17 protein-coding genes are annotated in these 21,030 nt (G+C 37.4%); 7 read left to right on the top strand and 10 right to left on the bottom strand.

Annotation, left to right across the window (positions count from 1 at the left end; translation table 11 throughout):
- The first annotated feature begins 40 nt into the window (after positions 1-40).
- The 5 genes from ACFX4G_RS16240 (at position 41) to ACFX4G_RS16220 (ending at position 7,933) form a co-directional block, all read left to right on the top strand.
- Positions 41-1,447 carry a cytochrome ubiquinol oxidase subunit I gene (locus ACFX4G_RS16240; RefSeq protein WP_025752440.1) on the top strand — a complete coding sequence of 469 codons (1,407 nt, stop codon included), beginning with the start codon at positions 41-43 and terminating at the stop codon, positions 1,445-1,447.
- Positions 1,434-2,450, top strand: coding sequence for a cytochrome d ubiquinol oxidase subunit II (gene cydB, locus ACFX4G_RS16235; RefSeq protein WP_043977563.1), 1,017 nt, complete (start codon positions 1,434-1,436; stop codon positions 2,448-2,450). Before ACFX4G_RS16240 ends, cydB begins: the two co-directional genes overlap by 14 nt.
- Positions 2,450-4,162 carry a thiol reductant ABC exporter subunit CydD gene (cydD, locus tag ACFX4G_RS16230; RefSeq protein ID WP_377575698.1) on the top strand — a complete coding sequence of 571 codons (1,713 nt, stop codon included), beginning with the start codon at positions 2,450-2,452 and terminating at the stop codon, positions 4,160-4,162. The genes cydB and cydD overlap by 1 nt, the downstream gene beginning before the upstream one ends.
- A complete protein-coding gene (gene cydC / locus ACFX4G_RS16225; protein WP_377575695.1) occupies positions 4,159-5,907 on the top strand; it encodes a thiol reductant ABC exporter subunit CydC in 1,749 nt (582 codons plus the stop codon). The genes cydD and cydC overlap by 4 nt, the downstream gene beginning before the upstream one ends.
- A gap of 226 nt (positions 5,908-6,133) precedes the next feature.
- The gene (locus tag ACFX4G_RS16220) at positions 6,134-7,933 is read left to right on the top strand and encodes a cation:proton antiporter (protein ID WP_377575691.1); all 1,800 of its coding nucleotides are present in this window, start codon (positions 6,134-6,136) and stop codon (positions 7,931-7,933) included.
- Positions 7,934-7,961: 28 nt separating this feature from the next.
- Here ACFX4G_RS16220 and ACFX4G_RS16215 read toward each other — a convergent pair whose 3' ends face one another.
- The 9 genes from ACFX4G_RS16215 to ACFX4G_RS16175 all read right to left on the bottom strand — a co-directional run bounded on the left by ACFX4G_RS16215 (position 7,962) and on the right by ACFX4G_RS16175 (position 18,032).
- Positions 7,962-9,338, bottom strand: coding sequence for an O-antigen ligase family protein (locus ACFX4G_RS16215; protein ID WP_377575688.1), 1,377 nt, complete (start codon positions 9,336-9,338; stop codon positions 7,962-7,964).
- 25 nt (positions 9,339-9,363) lie between these two features.
- A complete protein-coding gene (murJ, locus tag ACFX4G_RS16210) occupies positions 9,364-10,866 on the bottom strand; it encodes a murein biosynthesis integral membrane protein MurJ (RefSeq protein ID WP_377575685.1) in 1,503 nt (500 codons plus the stop codon).
- Between the two features lie 30 nt (positions 10,867-10,896).
- The gene (locus ACFX4G_RS16205) at positions 10,897-11,229 is read right to left on the bottom strand and encodes an EamA family transporter (protein ID WP_016765961.1); all 333 of its coding nucleotides are present in this window, start codon (positions 11,227-11,229) and stop codon (positions 10,897-10,899) included.
- Positions 11,222-11,557 carry an EamA family transporter gene (locus ACFX4G_RS16200; RefSeq protein WP_013059873.1) on the bottom strand — a complete coding sequence of 112 codons (336 nt, stop codon included), beginning with the start codon at positions 11,555-11,557 and terminating at the stop codon, positions 11,222-11,224. The genes ACFX4G_RS16205 and ACFX4G_RS16200 overlap by 8 nt, the downstream gene beginning before the upstream one ends.
- Complete coding sequence (locus ACFX4G_RS16195) at positions 11,557-13,272, bottom strand: DUF6020 family protein (RefSeq protein ID WP_377575682.1); 1,716 nt, start codon at positions 13,270-13,272, stop codon at positions 11,557-11,559. The genes ACFX4G_RS16200 and ACFX4G_RS16195 overlap by 1 nt, the downstream gene beginning before the upstream one ends.
- 5 nt (positions 13,273-13,277) lie before the next feature.
- Entirely contained in the window at positions 13,278-14,216 is a 939-nt protein-coding gene (locus ACFX4G_RS16190; protein ID WP_013059871.1) for a glycosyltransferase family 2 protein, read from the bottom strand.
- The gene (locus ACFX4G_RS16185) at positions 14,213-15,313 is read right to left on the bottom strand and encodes a glycosyltransferase family 4 protein (protein WP_377575679.1); all 1,101 of its coding nucleotides are present in this window, start codon (positions 15,311-15,313) and stop codon (positions 14,213-14,215) included. Before ACFX4G_RS16185 ends, ACFX4G_RS16190 begins: the two co-directional genes overlap by 4 nt.
- A 291-nt stretch (positions 15,314-15,604) precedes the next feature.
- Positions 15,605-16,390 carry an endonuclease/exonuclease/phosphatase family protein gene (locus tag ACFX4G_RS16180; protein WP_013059869.1) on the bottom strand — a complete coding sequence of 262 codons (786 nt, stop codon included), beginning with the start codon at positions 16,388-16,390 and terminating at the stop codon, positions 15,605-15,607.
- Positions 16,391-16,394: 4 nt separating this feature from the next.
- Entirely contained in the window at positions 16,395-18,032 is a 1,638-nt protein-coding gene (locus ACFX4G_RS16175; RefSeq protein ID WP_025752447.1) for a PTS transporter subunit IIBC, read from the bottom strand.
- A 275-nt stretch (positions 18,033-18,307) separates the two neighbouring features.
- Here ACFX4G_RS16175 and pgmB point away from each other — a divergent pair, with 275 nt between their 5' ends.
- Entirely contained in the window at positions 18,308-19,015 is a 708-nt protein-coding gene (gene pgmB / locus ACFX4G_RS16170; protein ID WP_377575676.1) for a beta-phosphoglucomutase, read from the top strand.
- A gap of 88 nt (positions 19,016-19,103) precedes the next feature.
- The gene (locus ACFX4G_RS16165; protein ID WP_014457719.1) at positions 19,104-19,973 is read left to right on the top strand and encodes a Cof-type HAD-IIB family hydrolase; all 870 of its coding nucleotides are present in this window, start codon (positions 19,104-19,106) and stop codon (positions 19,971-19,973) included.
- Positions 19,974-20,006: 33 nt separating this feature from the next.
- On the opposite strand, the gene pdxK is transcribed toward ACFX4G_RS16165, so the two are convergent.
- Positions 20,007-20,831, bottom strand: a complete 825-nt coding sequence (gene pdxK, locus ACFX4G_RS16160) for a pyridoxine/pyridoxal/pyridoxamine kinase (RefSeq protein ID WP_377575672.1) — start codon at positions 20,829-20,831, stop codon at positions 20,007-20,009.
- Positions 20,832-21,030 lie beyond the last annotated feature (199 nt).

Raw genomic sequence — 21,030 nt, 5'->3', positions numbered from 1 at the left:
GGAAATGATGAATGTTCTTATATATGAAAGGAGAAAGAAGATGGATACAGTTATACTATCACGTATTCAATTTGCATCAACGACGCTGTTTCATTTTATCTTTGTACCGCTATCTATCGGTCTTGTCTTTTTAGTAGCGATCATGGAAACGATGTACGTAGTAAAAAAAGATGAACAGTATAAAAAGATGGCAAAGTTTTGGGGGCACTTATTCCTGATTAACTTTGCTGTCGGAGTCGTAACAGGTATTTTACAAGAGTTTCAGTTTGGCATGAACTGGTCAGAGTACTCAAGGTTTGTAGGAGATGTATTCGGTGCGCCGCTTGCTATTGAAGCACTGCTCGCGTTTTTTATGGAATCCACTTTCCTTGGACTGTGGATTTTCGGGTGGGATCGTTTGCCTAAATGGCTGCACTGTCTATGTATTTGGCTTGTTAGTCTAGGTACTATTTTTTCGGCGTTCTTCATTTTAACGGCTAATTCTTTTATGCAGCATCCGGTTGGAATGGAGCTGAATAATGGCCGTTTAGAAATGAATGACTTCTTTAAATTGTTAACAAACGGTCAGCTGTGGGTTGAATTCCCTCATACCATTTTAGGTTCGTTTGCAACAGGCGCCTTTTTTATCACGGGTGTCAGTGCCATTATGCTCTTGAAGAAAAAACATTTGGCTTTTGCCAAAAAATCATTTCAAGTTGCCATTATTGTAGGGTTAGTTTCAGGTGTGGGAATTGCGTTATCTGGTCATGAACAGGCTGGATACTTAGTTAAGACACAGCCGATGAAAATGGCCGCAAGTGAAGGATTATGGGAAAACAGCGGAAGTCCAGGCGCTTGGACGGTGACAGCAAATATTCACCCAGATGAAAAGAAAAATACGGGGGAAATCAAAATACCTTATTTATTAAGTTTCTTATCATACGGGAAATTTTCAGGTTCCGTTCCTGGGATGAACGAGCTACAGGAGCAGTATACGGCGAAATATGGAGCAGGAAATTATATTCCACCCGTTCGGACAACATTTTGGAGTTTCCGCATTATGGCTGGTCTAGGTGGCGTATTATGTGCATTAGGCATTTGGGGCACGTACTTGCTTTCTCGTAAAAAACTTCAAGAAAGCAAACTATTTTTACGTATTATGACGATTGCCATTGCCTTTCCGTTCCTTGGAAGCTCAGCAGGTTGGATTATGACAGAGATTGGCCGTCAGCCTTGGGTTGTATTTGGCTATATGAAAACGGAAGATGCCGTGTCTCCTGGTGTAACAGCAGGTGAATTGCTGTTTTCTATTATCTCGTTTTCATTCTTTTATTTAATTTTAGCTGTGATTATGGTGTTCTTGTTCGTTAAAGAAATTAAAAAAGGTCCAGATCACGATCACGAAGCACATACAAAAGTAGTATCAACTGATCCGTTTACCAAGGAGGGATACAATGTTTTCTCTTAATGAATTCTGGTATTTACTAGTATCCATTCTGTTTGTTGGTTTTATCTTTTTAGAAGGCTTTGATTTTGGGATTGGAATGGTGTCTCGTTTTTTAGGAAGAAACGACTTAGAGCGACGAGCTTTTATTAATACAATCGGTCCTTTTTGGGATGCAAATGAAGTTTGGCTAATTTCAGCAATCGGTGCTATGTTTGCCGCTTTTCCAAACTGGTATGCAACGCTATTAAGCGGGTCATATGTTCTTTTTGTTCTTCTTTTGCTTTCGCTTATTGGCCGCGGTGTAGCATTTGAATTTCGAGGGAAAGTTGAAAAACAAGCGTGGAAAAATGCATGGGATTGGGTTATCTTCTTTGGAAGTCTTTTTCCACCTCTCATTTTTGGTATCTTATTTTCAGCGCTAATGAAAGGACTGCCTGTTGAGCGCAATATGCAAATGAATGCCGGCTTTTCGGATATTGTTAATCTATATACCATCACAGGCGGCGTTACGTTAACAATGCTTTGCTTATGGCACGGACTTATTTTTGCCACGATCCGTACGATGGACGATATTAGAGATCGTTCACGGAAGGTCGCTATGAAGCTTTTGCCTATAAATGCTTTATTACTTCTTATCTTTTCAGGCATGACGTTTTTTGAAACAGATTTATTCAGTAATCATAGCCGCTTGATGCTATATACATTTTTCATCGGTATTTTCGTGTATTTACTAGCAGGATTTTTCCTTACACGTAAAAAAGACGGATGGGCATTTGCTATGTCTGGCTTAATTTTAATTTTATCAATTTCCTCTATATTTGCAGGATTGTTTCCAACCGTTTTGGTTAGTTCAATCAATGAAAGCTATAGTTTAACGATTCATAATGCAGCATCAGGGAATTATTCCTTAAAAATTATGTCTTACGCTGCTATTGCATTACTGCCTTTTGTGTTAGGTTATCAAATTTGGAGCTACTACGTTTTCAGAAAACGTGTAGATCATAAGGAGCATATGGAGTATTAATGGGTAGAAATTTAATGGTTTACAACGGAATAAAAATGGTTCTTGCCATGTTAATAGGGCTTATTACTATTCAAAGTGTAGCCATTATTTTTCAAGCTAAGTGGCTCGCCGAAGTAATTACCGCTCTTTTTCATGGTGAAAGTTTAACCTCGCAGACAAAAGCAATCGGATTGTTTTTGTCTGCCTTTATGATTCGTCAGATCGTAGGTTTTATAGTAAAAAAAACAGCATATCAATTTGGAGTCAAAACGACTCAGGAACTTCGTTTGATAGTCATGCAAAGCATTTTTTCATTAGGACCGCGTTTTACCAAAGATGAAGGAACAGGAAACTTGGTGACGCTCATCACCACAGGCGTACAGAAGCTTCGTGCTTATCTCGAGCTGTTTTTGCCTAAACTGGCTGCCATTAGCGTAACACCTTGGCTGGTGCTTGCTTTCGTTTGGTACCATGATCGGCTTTCAGGCATTATTTTACTTGTGACCATGCCAATTTTAATTTTATTTATGATTTTGCTTGGATTGGCTGCACAAAAAAAAATAGACAGCCAATGGGAGACATATCACGTGTTGTCCAACCACTTTGTAGATTCGCTTCGAGGGTTAGAAACTTTAACATTTCTCGGGAAAAGTAAGGAGCATGCTGAAACGATTGAAAGAGTCAGTGACCGTTATCGAAAAGCGACAATGGGAACGCTCCGAATTGCTTTTTTATCTACGTTTGCTTTAGATTTCTTTACGATGTTATCTGTAGCCATCGTGGCTGTTATGCTTGGTTTGCGGCTCGTAAACGGGTCTATGACATTAGAGCCTGCACTTATGATTTTATTGCTGGCGCCTGAATATTTCCTGCCGATACGAGAAGTCGGAAATGATTACCATGCAACATTAGACGGAAAAGAATCCGGAGATGCATTACTTAAGATTGTGAAACAGGCTGAAAAATCGCCGGCTAAAAAAGAAGATGTTCCTAGTTGGACTGAAAATAGTGAACTTCAATTAAGGCATATCACTGTAAAATATGACGAAGAGCATCCACCTTCTCTTGAAGATGTGTCACTGCATGTTAAAGGAATGCAGAAAATTGGAATCATCGGAAAAAGCGGAGCTGGAAAATCGACGCTTATTGATATACTAAGCGGCTTTGTACAATCTACAGAAGGCTCTGCTGAAGTAAACGGCGTGCCAATTGATTTACGCTCAGATGCTTGGCAAAAGCAGATTACGTATATCCCTCAGCACCCATTTATTTTTAATGGAACAGTAAAAGAAAATATTGAATTTTATCAAGACAGAGGCGGCTCATATGATTATGAAGATGCTTTAACGAAAGCAGGACTTTTATCAACGGTTCAACAGATGCCTAAGAAGGAAAATGAAATGATAGGGGATGGGGGGCGACAGCTTAGCGGCGGCCAAGCTCAAAGGATTGCTCTAGCAAGGGCGTTTCTAAGCGACCGTCCTATTATTATGCTTGATGAACCAACGGCACAAGTCGATATTGAAACGGAATATGAAATAAAGCAAGATATTTTAACGATGTTCCAAGACAAGTTATTTATTTTAGCTACGCACCGTCTGCATTGGATGAAAGACATGGATCTCATTGTTGTAATAGAGGACGGAAAGGTTGCAGAAATCGGTAATCATCAAGAACTGATTCAAAAAAAAGGAGCTTACTATCAATTTTTACATGAAGAGGAGGAGATATGATGAAATATAAAAGTTGGATATGGCCCTACTTTAAAACATATAAATATCGTATCTTTTCTATCTTATTACTAAGCTTGTTAACGATTGGTTCTGCTTGCGCGCTAATGTTCACGTCAGGTTATTTGATTTCAGCTTCTTCCTTACGGCCAGAAACGATTTTATTGGTGTATGTTCCAATTGTACTTGTGCGTACATTTGGTTTAAGCCGAGCCGCTTTCCGTTATGCGGAGCGTCTTGTCAGTCACGATTTTATTCTTCGCATTTTAGCTAAAATGCGTACGCGTCTTTATCATTTGATTGAACCGTTAATTGCTACATCTCGCTATCAAACAGGAGATGTTTTAGGAGTTCTCGCGGAAGATATTGAAAGTTTACAAGACTTGTTCTTGCGTACCATTCTTCCAACAATTTCAGCTGTTATTTTATACGTTATTTCGATTGTAGCTTTAGGATTCTTTAGCCTAAAGTTTGCATGTTTGATTGCCATCTATTTATTTTTATTAGTAGTAGTAATGCCGCTTTTTTCCCTTTGGCATATGAAGGCAGCCAATCAGCGATATAAATCAAGCAAAGCACAGTTATATGCCAAGGTCACAGATGGCTTTTTAGGAGTTGCTGATTGGGTGTTAAGCGGTCAGCAGCAGTCATTTTTTCATTCGTATGACAAAACAGAAAATGAGTTAGACGGCATGGATCGTAAGCTTAAACTATGGACGTATTACCGAGAATTGTTTGGACAACTTATTGTAGCAGGTTTAATTGTCACAATGATTTGGTTTGGAGCTTCTCTTTTTGCAGATAAAGAGCTTGCAGGTGTGTTTATTGCTGCTTTTATTTTAGTAGTATTTCCTTTATCTGAAGCCCTGCTGCCAGTATCCAATGCAATAGAAAAAATTCCTCAGTTTGAAGAATCATTAAATAGAGTACAGGCAATGGAAAAGAACTGGGAAGATGTGAAAGAAAAGAAAAAACATACTCTTTCTCTACCTTATGAAGGTTCATGGAATTCGGTTAGATTAAAAGTTGAGCATGTAAGCTTTCGCTATAGTAATGAGGAGGAGTCAGTCATTCATGATCTTTCATTTCAAGTCGAGCAAGGGAAAAAAATTGCGATTCTTGGCAAGAGTGGAGCTGGAAAATCGACTCTATTAAAGTTGCTGCAAGGCTCCTTAGTACCTACAGAAGGCACAGTTCAACTAAACGGTCAGTCTGTTGCTGAAGTTCGTGAAGATGTACCAAAACTCATCTCTGTATTAAATCAAAATCCTTATTTATTTAATACAAGCGTAGCCAACAATTTATTACTAGCTAATGAAAAAGCTACAAAAGAAGAAGTAATTGAGGTCATGAAGCAAGTGAATATGCACTCCCTTGTGGAAGGTTTGCACCAAGGATATCAAACGCCGATGCTCGAAACAGGTCAGCGCTTCTCGGGAGGAGAACGTCAGCGGATTGCGTTAGCACGCGTTCTGCTTCAGCATACGCCAATTGTTATGCTAGATGAGCCAACTGCAGGGTTGGATGCTATGACTGAAAAGCGTCTATTATCCACTATCTTTGAAACTCTTCAAGATAAAACCTTAATTTGGGTTACGCACAATTTAGTTGGGATGGAAAAAATGGATGAAATCTTATTTTTACAAGATGGTAAGATAGCCATTCGAGGAACACATGATGAATTACTTGCGACGAACAGTCACTATCAAAAGCTATATGAATTGGATCATCCGGCAAAAAGCCTTTAGCAGAAGCTAAAGGCTTTTTATTATTTGATCATAAAGTGAAATTCGACAAACACGAGTAAAATATGTGTCGAATGAAAGAAAACAGCTTTGATTCAAAGAAAAGAGTATGCGTTTAGCATTTTTGAAAAAGTGGTAAAACAAGGTAGTGTTTGTTTCTTCCTGTATAACATCGGTTTATTTTAGGGAAAATATATACACATTATGCGAACGAGAGAAGGAAGATACAATGGAACCTATGCTTATACATATCACGCTCGTAGTGGGACTAGGAGTTCTATCTCAGTGGCTGGCTTGGAGATTTAAGTTACCAGCAATTGTCGTGATGTCAATTATCGGACTGCTAACAGGCCCTATTTTAGGTTTAATTGACCCTAAAGCACAATTTGCTCAGCTTTTTGATCCTTTTGTATCGATTGCTGTAGCTGTTATTTTATTTGAAGGCAGCTTGAACTTAGACATGAGAGAGGTAAGGGGAATCGAAAAGCCCGTGTTTCGCATTGTGACGCTCGGAGCCATGCTAGCTTGGATTTTAGGCTCTTTAGCTGCTCATTATATAGCGGATTTATCATGGGCGGTGGCAATTGTTATCGGAGGGCTTTTTATTGTGACGGGTCCAACCGTGATTTTACCTCTTTTACGACAAGCTAAATTAAAACCAAAACCAGCAGCGATTTTAAAATGGGAAGGTATTATTGTTGATCCATTTGGTGCACTCCTGGCCGTTTTTTCGTTTGAAATTGTTCAATTTTTAGTGCTGAAAGAAGTCAGTGGAAAAACAATTCTCTTTTTCTTTGCAGCCTCTATTATTGCTGTTTTAATAGGATGGCTTCTTGGCCGCGGAATAGGATGGATGTTTCAAAAGGGGCATATTCCAGAGTATTTAAAATCTCCTGTCGTATTTATTGTTGTTATTGCCTGCTTTACGATAGCTGATGAAATTAAGCATGAAACAGGTCTTCTAGCAGTGACAGCGATGGGGATTACCCTGGCTAATATGCATATTTCATCTATTAGTGATATGCGACATTTTAAAGAGAACATTTCGGTTCTATTGACTTCTACTATTTTTATCATGTTAACGGCTGGACTGACGATGAAGACCATTACTGAAATTTTTCATTGGAATATTATTTTGTTTGTTTTACTTATGCTGTTTATTGTCAGACCTGTCTCCATCTTTTTATCAACGGTAGGGACAGATTTATCTATAAAAGAAAAAATACTGATTGGCTGGATTGCCCCGCGCGGCATTGTGGCGTTAACGGTCTCAAGTTACTTTGCGAAAGTACTAATCGATGAAGGATTTAAAGATGCTTCCATCCTAACAACACTGACATTTGCTTTAGTATTTGCTACGGTTTGTGCACACGGTTTTTCCCTTTCCTGGCTAGCTAAGAAGCTTGATTTATCAATTGGAGAAGAACCTGGTATTTTGCTTGTAGGAAGCAATGATTTTACGGTTGCCTTTGCTTCCAAGTTAAAGCAACTGGGCTATCCAGTGTTAGTTGCTGATTCTTCGTGGGAGCGGTTAAGAGTTGCGCGCAGAGCGGAAGTAGATGTGTATCACGGAGAAGTTCTAGCTGAGCAAACGGAATATCATCTAGATTTAACTCCTTATGAATACGTGATTGCTGCAACTGAGTTAGATGCATATAATGCACTTGTTTGTACTGCTTTTCTTCAAGATATGGGACGGAACAATGTTTTTCAATTGAGTATTCGTGATCAAGAAGATTCAAGAGAAGATGTCGATGAAATTATGCACACGGTAAGAGGACGCATGCTCTTTAAGAAAGGAATTACGTGGGAGTTTCTACATCATAAAATGGAGCATGGACATACGATTTACAATACAAAAATTACGGATGAATATACGTATGAAACATATCTTGAGGAGAAAAGCGATGATTCTCTTTTACTAGCAGTGAGCAAGCAAGGAAAGGCATTGAGTTTTTTTGCTCATGATCAAGAAATAAACGTTAATGCGGGTGATACGGTGTTAAGCCTTCAGCCGTTAAAAAGATAAAAAAACAGGCCTTCAGTGGCCTGTTTTTTTATGCTTGTCTTTGTTTAAAATGAATGACGAACAGATAAGCAGCAGCTGCTGCAAAATAGATAGTAACGGCTGGTGCGGTGAAGACATGCCCAGCTACAAAAGCAATTCCAAGAGCTAATACAATTGCTGTACTATACATCATAAAGCTTTCATCAAGAAGCTGTGACGGGTTTTTAAATAATCGAACCAGTACGGTTAAACCAACTACTAGAAGTGGAAGAACCCATAGTAAAAATCCGATGATACCTAAAGAGAAAAACAGGTCATAAAAATCCATTTCAATCATCTTTGGCGGAAGCTGTTTTGTATAGTCACCAGAAAAGCCCATACCTATCATTTTTCTTGCAATAGGTGCTTTTGCATACTCTTCCTTATGATGAGCTAAAAATTGCTCACGGCTGCTTAGAATCAGATTTTGAATATCTTTGTCATCTAAATTTGATTCCTTTTGCTTTTTCTTTTTAGCCGGCTTTTCTTTTTCTTTCTTTTCCGGCTTTTCTTGCTTTGTTTTCTCTTTTTTAGCCTCTAACATATCGATGTGCGTATATGTGTTTTTATAAGCTGGAGAAATCGGAGTGGTTGCTCCGGTTACAATTAAAAGCAGAATCGAGATTATTAAGTTGGCTTTAATTAAGCTGCGTTTATTCGTAAATAATTTTGCAAATAAGACAACTGTTGCTACAACTAAAGAAAGAATAACGGCACCTAAGCCTACTTTCGTTCCAAGCATGATGGACGAAACAGCTAACAAGATAAAAGGAATCCAGTAATAAGCTTTTGAAAACGAACGTACTTTATCTAAAGCTAAAAGCAGTGTGAGAGGAAGCAAAATAGCAATGGTTGCCCCTAGCTCATTCGCTGCATAAAACCAGCCTTTGAATCCGATTTTATTATACTGATAACTCTCTAGTGCTGTACCTGTTAGCATTGTACCGATAAAAACAATACTGATGATGAGTGAAGCAGTCAATAAGTTTTTGCTCAGTATTCTTTTTACATCCAAAGACGATCGATAATGTGAAAACATCACAATCATTCCAAGTAATGTAACGTTCATATAAACAACCTTATTGAAAAATTTAATTTCTTGCCCAATATAATAAGGATCTTTCCATTGATGATTTAAGTAGATATTGAGTCCAAGAAAGAGTGCAAAAACAATAAGGTAGATAATCGAATATCTAGCCCATTTTGATTGTTTAGCAAACACTAAAAGTAGGACACCTGCAAAAATCATATATAGAAAGCGAATAACAACCCCAATTGAGAGACCACTATCCATGTTCAAAACCATGTACGTCGTTAGCATATCAATAATTGGCTGAATTGAAATAAAACCAACGAACAGAAAAAATAACCAGTATGTGTTCTTCATATAGTACTCTCCTGTTTTACGTGAATTAACGTTTTCTTTTAACTAAAAGCATAACACCTTCTACTCTGCATAATAGCGTCGACATTAAGTATACTAAACCACCTGCAAGACAGACAATACCAAATCGTAAGATAACATGTAATGAATTCAAAAATGCGATGTCCTTCAAGAAGAACATGAGGATAGCAACAGGTACAGAAGCTAAAAGAATTTTTCCTGTTTCTTTCACTAGATATCCGTAATGGAAGTGATTGATTTGTTTTGCCAGCATAACGAATACGATGGCCGTATAGAAAAAGGCAACCACTGACATGGAAAGTGCTAATCCTTGGTATCCCATAAATTTAGTGAAAATCATGTTAAAGATGATGTTTAACACAATGGATAATAAGCCTGCTCTCATAATAAGATAACCTTTTTGAAGAGAATAAAATCCTTTTGCAAGAACAGCTTGCAGCGAATAGAAAAACACCGAACCTAGGTAATAATAAGATACATCCGTTGTTTTTAACGTCGAATTTGCGTCAAATGCACCGCGCTGATAAGCAATCATTACAATGTCTTTCATATAAAAGATCATAATAACAATCGTCGGAATCAGGAGCATCAGCATAAACGTAATCCCTTTTTCAATTCCAGATTTAAAGCGTTCTTCATCTTTTTCAGAAATGGCTCTGGCAATCAGCGGATAAATAATGGTTGCGACCGTAACCCCGAATATTGCCTGGGGAATACTTACAAGTCTGAAGGCGTAATTTAAGTATGAAATAACACCTTCACCAAAGGAGCCAGCAAAGAAGAAGTTTACAGTTAAATTAATTTGACCGACCATAATGGTCACACCGACAGGGATGAATACTTTATAAAAAGCCACCACTTCATCACGGTCAATTTTTTGCTTCCATAACAGCAGATGCTGCGGTTTAAAATAGACAACTTTAATTAAGAAAGAAGCAATTGTTCCTATAAAATAGCCAAGAGCAATTGCATAGCCGCCCATAATTGAATGTAATAGGATTGTACTTAAAATCGTAAATAGTACAACAACCGTTTGAGAAAACACGGAGAAAGAATATTGACTTCGTGCATCAAATACACCTTCGTATACGGCATTCACTCCAACTAGTGAAAGAGATAAAAAGTACATAACGCCCGTATAAATTCCTAGTTCAATTGCTGCTTTGGAAAAATTAGAATACGAAGCGGGAAAGTAAAAGAAAGCGGCAATTGATCCGAGAACCGAAATAATGAAACAAATAAGAAAGGTTGATTTAACAATATTAGTCAAATGAACCTTTCCTTTATATTCTTTTTCATAACGTAAATAACTAGGAATAAATGCATCCTTCATCCCCGTTAGCATAAATAAAATAAAAGCGTTTGGAATGATCATTGCTGCGTTGTATGAATCGACAATATAACTTGTACCGAAATAGTTAGCAATAACTAAATCACGAATCATACTAGAAAATTTCAAAAATAATGTTGATATGAGCAGTAAAATGCTCGCGAATTTTAAGTTTTTCATGCGAAACTCCTACCTTTTCAAGTTATCTCATCAACTATTAGCAATAAAGAAGCATCCGACAATTAGAAGAATACAGCCGATAACTTGTTTTGTTGTAACTTTTTCTTTAATTAAAAAGTAACCGAATGTTAATGTCCAAATATACGTAATAGACGTGAGCGGAAATACAATAGAATAAGGTAACAGCGTTAAAACATACACATTAAGCAGAGCTGCCGCCCCGTAAAAAAGGCCGCCACCCACAAAGCAAATAAGCGCTAGCTTTATCTTTTTTTCATTTAAATACGTAGAAATATACTTGAAAAAGACAGCTCCAACTGAACCTAAAAGAGTCATAATAAGTAAAAGCGGGATACTATTCATCTTGGCCACCTACTAAAATTACACCTACGATAATAATAAGAGTACCGACCAGCTTCATAGGGCTAATGGTTTCATTTAATAGAAAGAAACCAAGAGCAATGCTGATTACGTATCCTAGGCTTAAAAATGGATGAAGCAAGGAAACTCTTTCAAATTTAAAAGCGGCAATCATAAAAACCGCTCCTAATCCATAAAGGAAAAAACCAATAATTAAATTTAAGTTAAATGAAGCTTCGGACAACTTCCAAAAAAGTTGTCCAACAGCTGTAAACAGGGAAGCCACGATAATGAGTGTGATTCCTAGCTTTTTGTTGTAATTGCTCTCCATCAGGAGGTCACATCCCTTTCTTTCTGATCAAATCGGATAAAAGGAAGACCAATAAAGAAGAAAGACACAAATACGCTTGCTAATAAATATCGAAAATCTTGAGCCGGCAATGCCGCGAGAACAGAAAGCGTGTTAAGAGCCCAAGGAATGACGATAATAAGTGACGTAATTCCTCTTCGAATCACTAGCATTAATGAAAATAATAAAATGACACAGTGATAAAAAGCTGGTTTCCATAAGAATGTAAAAACAGGGTGCTTAAAAATAGCTAAGTAAGCATTGGCAGTATGCGTAATAAACGGCTCGATTACTTTATTTTTAAGACCTAAATCATTGCCGTAATAAATGTTGGTTACATACGTATCTGTGTAGCCATCTTTAAAAGGATTGATTTGCCATACTAAAGCCGTTTGTTTGAGAAAGCCTTCCGTTGCTAGATAAGGATTTTTGATGACAATGCTAGCATAATTCTTAAAGTAAAGACCTAGATCATTAAAAATAAACTCGCGGTCGTAGTATTTCCAAGTGAATTTAATAGGATCGCTTTTATATGGATTGTACTTTTCTTTCCACAATTCAATAGGAAGCACTTTATTAAAATATTCGCGCTCTTCTTTTGACATCTCCCCATCATTTGAAATGATGTTTGCAATTTGTTGAGTTGGGATAGACAAAGCTTCATTTGGATCCGAAGGCTGTACATCAAGCCACGTGAACACAGGGCCTGTAACAATCTTTTGTAAAATAAAGACAACTAAGAAAATCGTGACAAGAGGTTTCCAATTTTTTCTGAATAAGACGATCATTAAAAGGAAAGTCAAAACAAATACAGGAAAACCATTATGTCTAAAGAAAGCTACTCCAAATGCAGAAAGTAAAAGTAAGAAAAAGCCTGCTTTACTTTTAATCCAAGCACCTTTTGACAAATAGATTTTTGCAATATTCACCGTAAAAAACAGCAGAAAAGCACTGTATAAAATATCTTTCCAAATAATAATTGAAAAGATTAAAAAGCTTGGAATAATGACAATAATAGCTGTTAAAAGTCCAATCATAACAGGATGTGCTTTGCGTTTAATGAAAAAATCGAACGTATAGGCGTATATGCTTACTACAACAACAATTTGCGTGAATGCTACAATTCCTGGGTTATCCCATATTTTTGTCAGCAGCATAATCAGCCACGTAATCATAATAGGGTGCCAATCGTTAAATTCTCCGTTATGTGCCTGTCTCCACTGTGCTAATGAATCGGGAGTCATGGCCGCTGGGAAAAAGGCGAACCAGTAATATAGACTAACAGCTAAAATAAGAATCGTAACAATTCCTAGGTAACGCTTTGGGTGTGCAAATGTATAGTGAAAATCGTTTATCTGTTTGATAGCGCTGAGTACAGCGGCCGTTAGCAGCATTGCCAATAAAGTACGGCTGACGGCATACAAAACGAGTAAGAAAATAGTTGAGCTCGTCATATGTAAGTTATCTAAAAGAGAAAACTGTACGATAAACGAAAAAACAATCAGCAATAGCCATTCTAGCGGTTTAAATGAAGCATAAGCTCTATTTTTATAAATAAAAATAGAGCTTATGATGGTAAATACAAGTGCAGCAAAAAGGGAAAGATAGTGAACACCGTCTGGATTACCAATACTTAAACCGATAAGAATAATTAAAGCTGTTACTGTAAGCAGCAAAATACTTTTTTTATTCTTCATCATTGTTATTCTCCTACTTGTTCAATCTGTTCAATTTTTTTATTTAGTTCTAATTCATATTGCTTGCGATTTAATGAAGCGATTGTATCTAGAATTAATCCACAGACGAAAGATAAAACACCTAACACCATCAATCCAGTTGCTAAGATAGATGAAGGTACTTTGGTAATAAAGCCTGTATCAAAAAATTCATAAAGTACTGGAGCACCAACAGCTAATCCTGCGACAATAAATAACACTGTCCAAATGGAGAAGAACTGAAGCGGCTTGTACTCTTTAAATAACGTAAAAATCATTCGTAACACTTTAAATCCATCAGAGAACGTATTAAGTTTCGATTCGCTGCCTTCAGGTCGATCGCGATAATCGATCGCGATTTCTTTTAGGCGGAAGCGTTTATCTAACGCGTGAAGACTCATTTCTGTTTCAATTTCAAATCCCGGGCTCATCACAGGTATTGATTTTACAAATAATTTATCGTACGCACGATAACCTGTCATGATATCTTTAATGTTGCTTTTGTACAGGCCGTTAATTAAAGAACGTACTAAATTGTTTCCGAAATTATGGAAAGCACGTTTGTTTTCTTCGAGATACGTTCCGTTTGATAAACGATCTCCAATGACCATGTTAGCTTCTCGATTTCTAATAGGCTCAATTAATTGATGAACAAATTCTGCAGGATACGTATCATCCCCATCTACCATGACATAACAATCTGCATCAATTTCTTGAAACATCGAACGTACAACGTTTCCTTTTCCTTGCTTGAATTCTTTTTTGACGATTGCCCCGTGTTCAAGTGCAATTTCACTTGTGCGATCTTTTGAATTGTTATCGTACACATAAATATCTGCACTAGGCAGTTCGCGTTTGAAATCGTCAATTACTTTTCCAATTGTTACTTCCTCGTTATAACAAGGAATTAAAACTGCGACTTTCATTTTTCCACCTCATCAAAAAAAATTGTTGGGAGTTGTTCAGCAATTACATCTACTGTGTAGCGGTTTGCTGTTTGTAACGCCTGTTGAGACATTTGCTGTTTCACATCTTCAGGAAGATTAATAAAAGCCTGTAGCTGTGAAGCTAGTTCGTCTACATTTTTAGGTTCAAAGAATAGACCATTCTTTCCGTTTATAATGTAATCTTTTAGACCACCAATCTGACTCCCAATTACGGGTGCTCCGCAAGCCATAGCTTCGAGGCCGACTAAGCCCAAACTTTCTCCTTTTCTTACGGTCGGAAACACGAATGCTTCAATTGCATTATATACGTAAGCAAGAGAGGACTGAGGAAGGAGAGGGAAATGGATGACTTTTTCCTCTAGGCCCAGAGTCTTGATCATTTCTTTAAATGCAGCTTCATCTTTTCCGCTTCCAACGTATAGGTATTTGTAAGAAGTGGGCATTTTTTGTTCAGCTTTTGCAATTGCTTGCAGATAGTATTCCCATCCTTTACCCACATCGATGCGGCTTACACATCCAAGATAACGGATAGTAGGGTCCAAGTTTAGTTCTTGATAAGCTTTGCTTTTATCTGCATAAGGGTGAAACAGATCTTTATTCACTCCTCCGCTTGGAAAAATATAGATTGGGTTAGGAACCTTATATTTCTCTTCAACGAGCCCTTTATAATAAGGAGAAGGAGTAATAATCTTAGTAGAATGGTGCAATAAGTCATTTACTCTAGGCTGATACTTTTCCTGTGAAGGTACTTCAGGTACAACGTCTGAACCATGCACGTTTGTCACAATCTTCACATTCTTCTTTAGCTTTTTAAGAATCAGCAGCGGAAGAGCATTATGAGATGCATAATGTACGTAAAGGTAGTCGTAGTTTTTTGTCAAGCCCGTCAAGACGACATTAGCATAATGAGAAGCATAGCTAAAAAGCTTGCTTAATTTACTTGTCTTTTTTTGCATGACAATTTTATCAACTTGAATACCATGTTGAACTAAAATTTTTTCAGTGTTTTGAACAAATACACCATAGCTAGGGAATTGTTCCGAAGGATACATATTTGAAATCAACAAAATTTTCATGATTGTTTCACACCTATTTTTCTTTATTAGTTTATGATAATGACAACGGGTGTTCATTTAAATAGAGCTTACATGTATCATCTTACTATTAAGTTGAGCGATTTCATTGATAAACATGCAAAAATGGGTTGCATATCGCCAACATCACAATATTATAGCACACCTACTTTTTAAAATGCGAAAGTTTATCGGACACTTCCAAAACGATAGATAAAGCAGTAAAGAAGATGATTTTCACATCATCATAATCACACGAAAAAAAGCGAACGCTATTCGTTCGCTTTATGTCACTTATTTCACTTCAACGCTTACCCCAAAATGGTCGGAAACAACGGGATAATGTATGCCGTTAAAAACCACAGTTGATGACTGAATATCCTGCGCATGACTCGATAGAATTAGATCAAGGCGCAGTGCCCGTTCATTATCATCCCATCCAGCAATGTTACCTTTAACTGTAATACCGCTGTCTTTTTTGTTCGATAGAGTATACGTATCATAGAGGCCTTGGCTCAACAGGTAGTCGTAACCTTCATTTCGTCTATGAGCGTCATTATTAAAGTCTCCGAGTAGGAAAAATGGGTTATCTTTGTGTACATGAGCTAGCAGCGTATCAACTTGCTGCTTGAACGGCTCTTCCTCGTCATCCCACCAGCCAAGATGACAAGAATAAAACGTAAGGAGTTCTTTTTCATATTCGATTGTGGCTCCAACAATTCTTCTCGTTTTCCAATAGTCAATATTTGACGTTTGTGAAACAAAAAATGAATGCTCTTCAATAATAGGGTGTTTCGTTAAAATGGCAATTCCTTCTTCATACACTTCATAGCCTATATGAGATAAATCCCATACCAATTGATAGTCTTCACCTTGCTTACCCAGTTCTTTTGCTAAAAGCCAAGCGTAATTATCGCTGCGAATGTAGTCATATACATAAGGTGCGTCTACTTTTTGGCTTACTTCCTGTAAAGCAATGACATCATATTTTTCTTTTTTAATTACTTCAGCTAGACAAGATAACTTGTCTAGCTGATTTTCCTCTTGCCAAGAGTGGCAATTTAACGTTAATAGCTTCATTATGTTAAGCTCCTAACAAATCTTGAATGTCGGATTTCAAAACATCCGCTTTAGGTCCATAAATAGCTTGTACCCCTTTATCTTTCAAGATTAAACCAAGGGCTCCGTTTTGTTTCCACTCACTTTCTCCTGCAACGGCATGTATATCTTTTACCGTTACACGTAAGCGAGTCATACAAGCATCAACGTCTTCAATATTGTTTTCTCCGCCAAGCAGTCCAATAATGACTGGGGCAAGCGAATCATTTTTCACCTGCTTGCTGCTTGTTGCAGTTGTTTCTTCATCGATATAGTTTCCGTTACGTCCCGGCGTTGGGAAGTTAAAACGTTTGATTAAGAAGTTTGCCACTCCAAAATTTAAGCCAAAGAATACAAGGCAGGCGATGACAAAGTTCATTAAGTCAGCCCATAGTCCGGCTTTGATAATCATTGGTGTACGTGTTAATAGTTCAATTACGCCAAAGGAGTGTACGCGAACATGAACAATATCAACAATGGCAAAAGCCAGTCCAGTCATAATTGCATATACGACATATAAAAGAGGTGCTGCGAACATGAACATAAATTCGATTGGTTCTGTTACGCCTGTTAAGAAAACAGCTAGTCCAGCTGAAAAGAACATTGAACGATATTTTGAACGTTTGTCAGGATCTACGTTACGATACATTGCTAAAGCGATTCCAATTAATGACGCACAAGATAAAATCATCTGTCCTACTTTAAATCGTGCAGGTGTAACGTCATGTAAGAGCTGTTTGTAGCTGTCCATATCTCCTGCAGCGCGGAAATTATTTAAATCTGCAATCCAAGCAAGCCACAAAGGATCTTGACCGGCAACAGTGGAACCTGCTCCAGAACCTGTTAAAATTTTGTACGTTCCGCCTAGCTCCGTGTAGTTCATAGGAACTGTCAGCATATGATGAAGACCAAATGGAAGAAGCAGGCGCTCCAATGCTCCGAAAATAAATGGTGCTAGAATAGGAGCTGTGTCTCTAGATGTTGCAATCCACTGTCCGAAGCTGTTTAATGAACCTTGGATGAACGGCCATACAATGGATAAAAGCAGTGCCGTTACAACTGAACCACCGATGACCACAAATGGTACGAAGCGCTTGCCGTTAAAAAACGAAAGGGCTTCAGGCAATTTATCATAGTTGTAATATTTATTGAATAAATTCGCACCTAAAAACCCAGCGATAATTCCTACGAACACTCCCATGTTAAGAGCAGGAGATCCTAAAATAGATGTGAAGTAGTCTTTTACAACTAATTCTTGTCCAAACAGTGATTGAACCGTTGCTTTTGAATCTGAGAGCATTTCTGCTTTAACTCCGAAAATGGCTCCTGTAATTCGATTAATAAGAATGAATGCGATGAGTGCAGCAAATGCACCTCCAGCACGTTCTTTTGCCCAAGAGCCCCCGATGGCAACAGCGAACAAAATATGAAGATTTGTAATGATACCCCAGCCTATGTCTTCCATCACGCGTGCAATTGTTTGTACAGCAGTGATGTCTCCCCCAGTCATTGCAACTAGTTTTCCAAGTGAAATCATAATACCAGCTGCGGGCATAACCGCTACTACTACTAATAAAGCCTTACCAAATTTCTGCCAAAAATCAAATGAAAAGAACTTCTTCATAGTTTTTCCCCTTCCCCTATGTATGGGTTTTCATTTTATTTTTTGATAAACTATATTTCAAAGATAGTGCAACCGTTTGCATAACCTTATTGTAATAAAAGGGCTTTCATAATGCAAGACTGTAATTTCTCTTTTTTTGAAAAATTTATTCATGAATCATAAATGATGAAAAAAATTTTATGATAAAGTGAACAGTATTAACGGTATTTTAACACGATAGAATGTAATCAAAGCATTCAAGTAATGGCATAAAGACAAGTGCAGAGGAGGATAATATGAAAAAAAAAGGGCTACAAGCGATTATTTTTGATTTAGACGGTGTTATTGCAGATACGGTACATTTATATTATAGAGCAAATAAAAAAGTAGCAGATCAACTTAACGTTTCATTTTCTGAAGAACTGAATCAGCAGCTGCAGGGGATCAGCCGAGTGAAAACTGTAGAGCTCATTGCTGCACAAGGCAACGTACGTCTCACAGTGGAAAAAAAAGAACAGCTTGCTGATGAAAAGAATAAGCATTATCAAGCATTAATAAAGGAAATGACAAAGGATCATCTACTTCCAGGAATACAATTGTTGTTAGAGGATTGTAAAAAACAAGGTATTAAAATGGCGATTGCTTCTTCTAGTTCAAATGCAAATACTGTAGTGGATGCGTTAGGAATACGTCCTTTTTTTGATTGCATTGTGGATGTGAGAAAAATAAAGAAGGGAAAACCAGACCCAGAAATATTTTTGACAGCTGCCGATCAATTAAAAGTAACACCCTATGCATGTGTGGCCATAGAAGATGGAGAGGCGGGTGTAAAAGCTATTAATCAAACAGATATGGTTTCTATCGGCGTTGGTAAGCATCTGAAGGAAGAGAATATGAATTTTCACGTATATTCAACAGCTGATTTGTGTTTAAAGACGATCAAAGAGGTTTTCGAAAAAGCAAGAAAAGGAACAGATTATAACAGCGTGTATACAAAAAATTAGTAAATCTTTTACATGCAAGTAGCAAAGCGCAAAAAAACATATGCTAGAATAAAATAAGAGAGCAAAGATGCATAGGAAGGGGTACATCATGATTAAATGTATTGCGATCGATATGGATGGAACTTTAGTAAATAGTGAACAAGTTGTAAGTAAAGAAAATGCCCAAGCGATTAAGACAGCTCAAAAGGCAGGGGTGGAAGTTGTTGTTGCTACGGGACGTTCTTATGAAGAGGCCCGTTATGTTTTAGAAGAAGCAGGACTTCATACATATTTAATTTGTGCAAACGGAGCAGAGCTTCGGAATCCACAAGGAGAAAAACAATATTCAGTAGGCATGACGATGGAATCTATTCGCGAAGTAGAGGATATTTTTAAGAAGTTTCAGCTGTACTTTGAAGTCTATACAAGTGAAGGCACGTATTCAAATGACTATGAAAAAGCTTTGTCGGTATTAATGGATATTTATTTAAGCGCTAGCTTAAAAGATAATTATGAAAAATCGTTAGAAGCGGCAAAAGAGCGTTTCAATAGCGGCAGAGTAAAGCTTATTGAAGAGTATGAAGCGTTATTTCAAGATCCAAACAAGGACATTTATAAGCTGCTTGCTTTCTCTTTTGACGAAGAAAAGTTAGAACAGGCAAAAATAGAACTTGTGAAGTTAGATTCGATTGCAGTCAGTGCATCTGGTAAAGAAAATATTGAAATAAATGATGAAAATGCTCAAAAAGGAATTGCAGTTACATCATTTGTTCAAGAACGCCATATTTCTCTAGAAGAAACGATGGCCATTGGAGACAATTATAACGACGTATCGATGTTTCAGCGAGTTGGACGTGCTGTAGCGATGGGGAATGCCCCTCAAGAAATTAAAGAGTTTGCCCATATCGTAACAGGAACAAATGACGAGCACGGCGTAGCTCAAGCTATTTTAAATGCGCTTGAAACAGTTAAACAATAAGCAAACTAAAAAGCATGCCTAAAGGCATGCTTTTTAGTTTGTTAATTTCTCCTTGTTACGACGGTATGCACCGTGATTTGTCGGTCCAACATATTGATTTAAAGCAAATGAATGACGAATTGCTTCTGTAATAAATTCTTTTGCTGTATAAATAGCTTGTTTGACGTCACTGCCTTTTGCCAATTCAGCAGCAATCGCAGCTGAGTATGTGCATCCAGCACCGTGCGTGAATGTTGTTTCAATACGTTCAGACTCTAAGATCTCAAACGTTTTTCCATCATAAAGCAAATCAATTGCTTTTTCATGCGCCAATTTACTTCCGCCTTTAATCAATACATATTCGGCACCAAGGTCAAAAATCTTGACGGCTGCTTCTTTCATTTTATCGACCGTTTTGATAGGACCAAGTCCACTTAATTGACTAGCTTCAAATAAATTAGGGGTTACCACTGTTGCTTTTGGAACTAGTACATCACGCAAGCTGACAGTTGTTTCCGGGTGAAGCGCTTCGTCTTCTCCTTTACATACCATCACAGGATCTACTACGACATTTTTTAAACCATATTCTTCAATTGTTTTTGCGGCTAGTTCAATAATTTCCACTGAGCCAAGCATACCTGTTTTTAGAGCTTGTACGCCTACGCCTTTTACAATTGTTTTCAACTGCTGTTCAACAGTTGAAACTTCTTGCGGAAATACGTTATGAGACCAGCTGTTATCGGGATCCATTGTTACAATTGTTGTTAAAGCTGTCATTCCGTAAACACCCAGTTCTTGGAATGTTTTTAAATCCGCTTGAATGCCAGCTCCGCCGCTGCTGTCAGAACCCGCAATGGTTAATGCTTTATTCATTGTCATAAAAAATCCTCCCGTATTTTAAGTTCATAGAGAAAATAGAGTAAAACTTCCACCGGTCGGTTTTTAGCTGCCCAATGTGTTTTAGATAAATTTCTTCCATTCACTTTTCACTTTTTCTTTTATTTTATCGCTTTTAATGTAGATATTCAATTTCTAAAAACTGTATGAATCCTAAGTGTATACTTTTGTCTTAGCCTCT

The sequence above is a fragment of the Priestia sp. YIM B13486 genome (assembly GCF_042787865.1).
GTDB lineage: Bacteria > Bacillota > Bacilli > Bacillales > Bacillaceae_H > Priestia > Priestia megaterium.
Note: the sequence above shows the minus strand (reverse complement) of the source record. Positions and strands in the feature narration are given on the sequence as shown.

What these genes read in the sequence shown, in the direction of transcription:
- ACFX4G_RS16240 (WP_025752440.1), top strand. Translation starts at nt 41, where the DNA reads ATGGATACAGTTATACTATCACGTATTCAATTTGCATCAACGACGCTG.
- cydB (WP_043977563.1), top strand. Translation starts at nt 1,434, where the DNA reads ATGTTTTCTCTTAATGAATTCTGGTATTTACTAGTATCCATTCTGTTT.
- cydD (WP_377575698.1), top strand. Translation starts at nt 2,450, where the DNA reads ATGGGTAGAAATTTAATGGTTTACAACGGAATAAAAATGGTTCTTGCC.
- cydC (WP_377575695.1), top strand. Translation starts at nt 4,159, where the DNA reads ATGATGAAATATAAAAGTTGGATATGGCCCTACTTTAAAACATATAAA.
- ACFX4G_RS16220 (WP_377575691.1), top strand. Translation starts at nt 6,134, where the DNA reads ATGGAACCTATGCTTATACATATCACGCTCGTAGTGGGACTAGGAGTT.
- ACFX4G_RS16215 (WP_377575688.1), bottom strand. Translation starts at nt 9,338, where the DNA reads ATGAAGAACACATACTGGTTATTTTTTCTGTTCGTTGGTTTTATTTCA.
- murJ (WP_377575685.1), bottom strand. Translation starts at nt 10,866, where the DNA reads ATGAAAAACTTAAAATTCGCGAGCATTTTACTGCTCATATCAACATTA.
- ACFX4G_RS16205 (WP_016765961.1), bottom strand. Translation starts at nt 11,229, where the DNA reads ATGAATAGTATCCCGCTTTTACTTATTATGACTCTTTTAGGTTCAGTT.
- ACFX4G_RS16200 (WP_013059873.1), bottom strand. Translation starts at nt 11,557, where the DNA reads ATGGAGAGCAATTACAACAAAAAGCTAGGAATCACACTCATTATCGTG.
- ACFX4G_RS16195 (WP_377575682.1), bottom strand. Translation starts at nt 13,272, where the DNA reads ATGAAGAATAAAAAAAGTATTTTGCTGCTTACAGTAACAGCTTTAATT.
- ACFX4G_RS16190 (WP_013059871.1), bottom strand. Translation starts at nt 14,216, where the DNA reads ATGAAAGTCGCAGTTTTAATTCCTTGTTATAACGAGGAAGTAACAATT.
- ACFX4G_RS16185 (WP_377575679.1), bottom strand. Translation starts at nt 15,313, where the DNA reads ATGAAAATTTTGTTGATTTCAAATATGTATCCTTCGGAACAATTCCCT.
- ACFX4G_RS16180 (WP_013059869.1), bottom strand. Translation starts at nt 16,390, where the DNA reads ATGAAGCTATTAACGTTAAATTGCCACTCTTGGCAAGAGGAAAATCAG.
- ACFX4G_RS16175 (WP_025752447.1), bottom strand. Translation starts at nt 18,032, where the DNA reads ATGAAGAAGTTCTTTTCATTTGATTTTTGGCAGAAATTTGGTAAGGCT.
- pgmB (WP_377575676.1), top strand. Translation starts at nt 18,308, where the DNA reads ATGAAAAAAAAAGGGCTACAAGCGATTATTTTTGATTTAGACGGTGTT.
- ACFX4G_RS16165 (WP_014457719.1), top strand. Translation starts at nt 19,104, where the DNA reads ATGATTAAATGTATTGCGATCGATATGGATGGAACTTTAGTAAATAGT.
- pdxK (WP_377575672.1), bottom strand. Translation starts at nt 20,831, where the DNA reads ATGACAATGAATAAAGCATTAACCATTGCGGGTTCTGACAGCAGCGGC.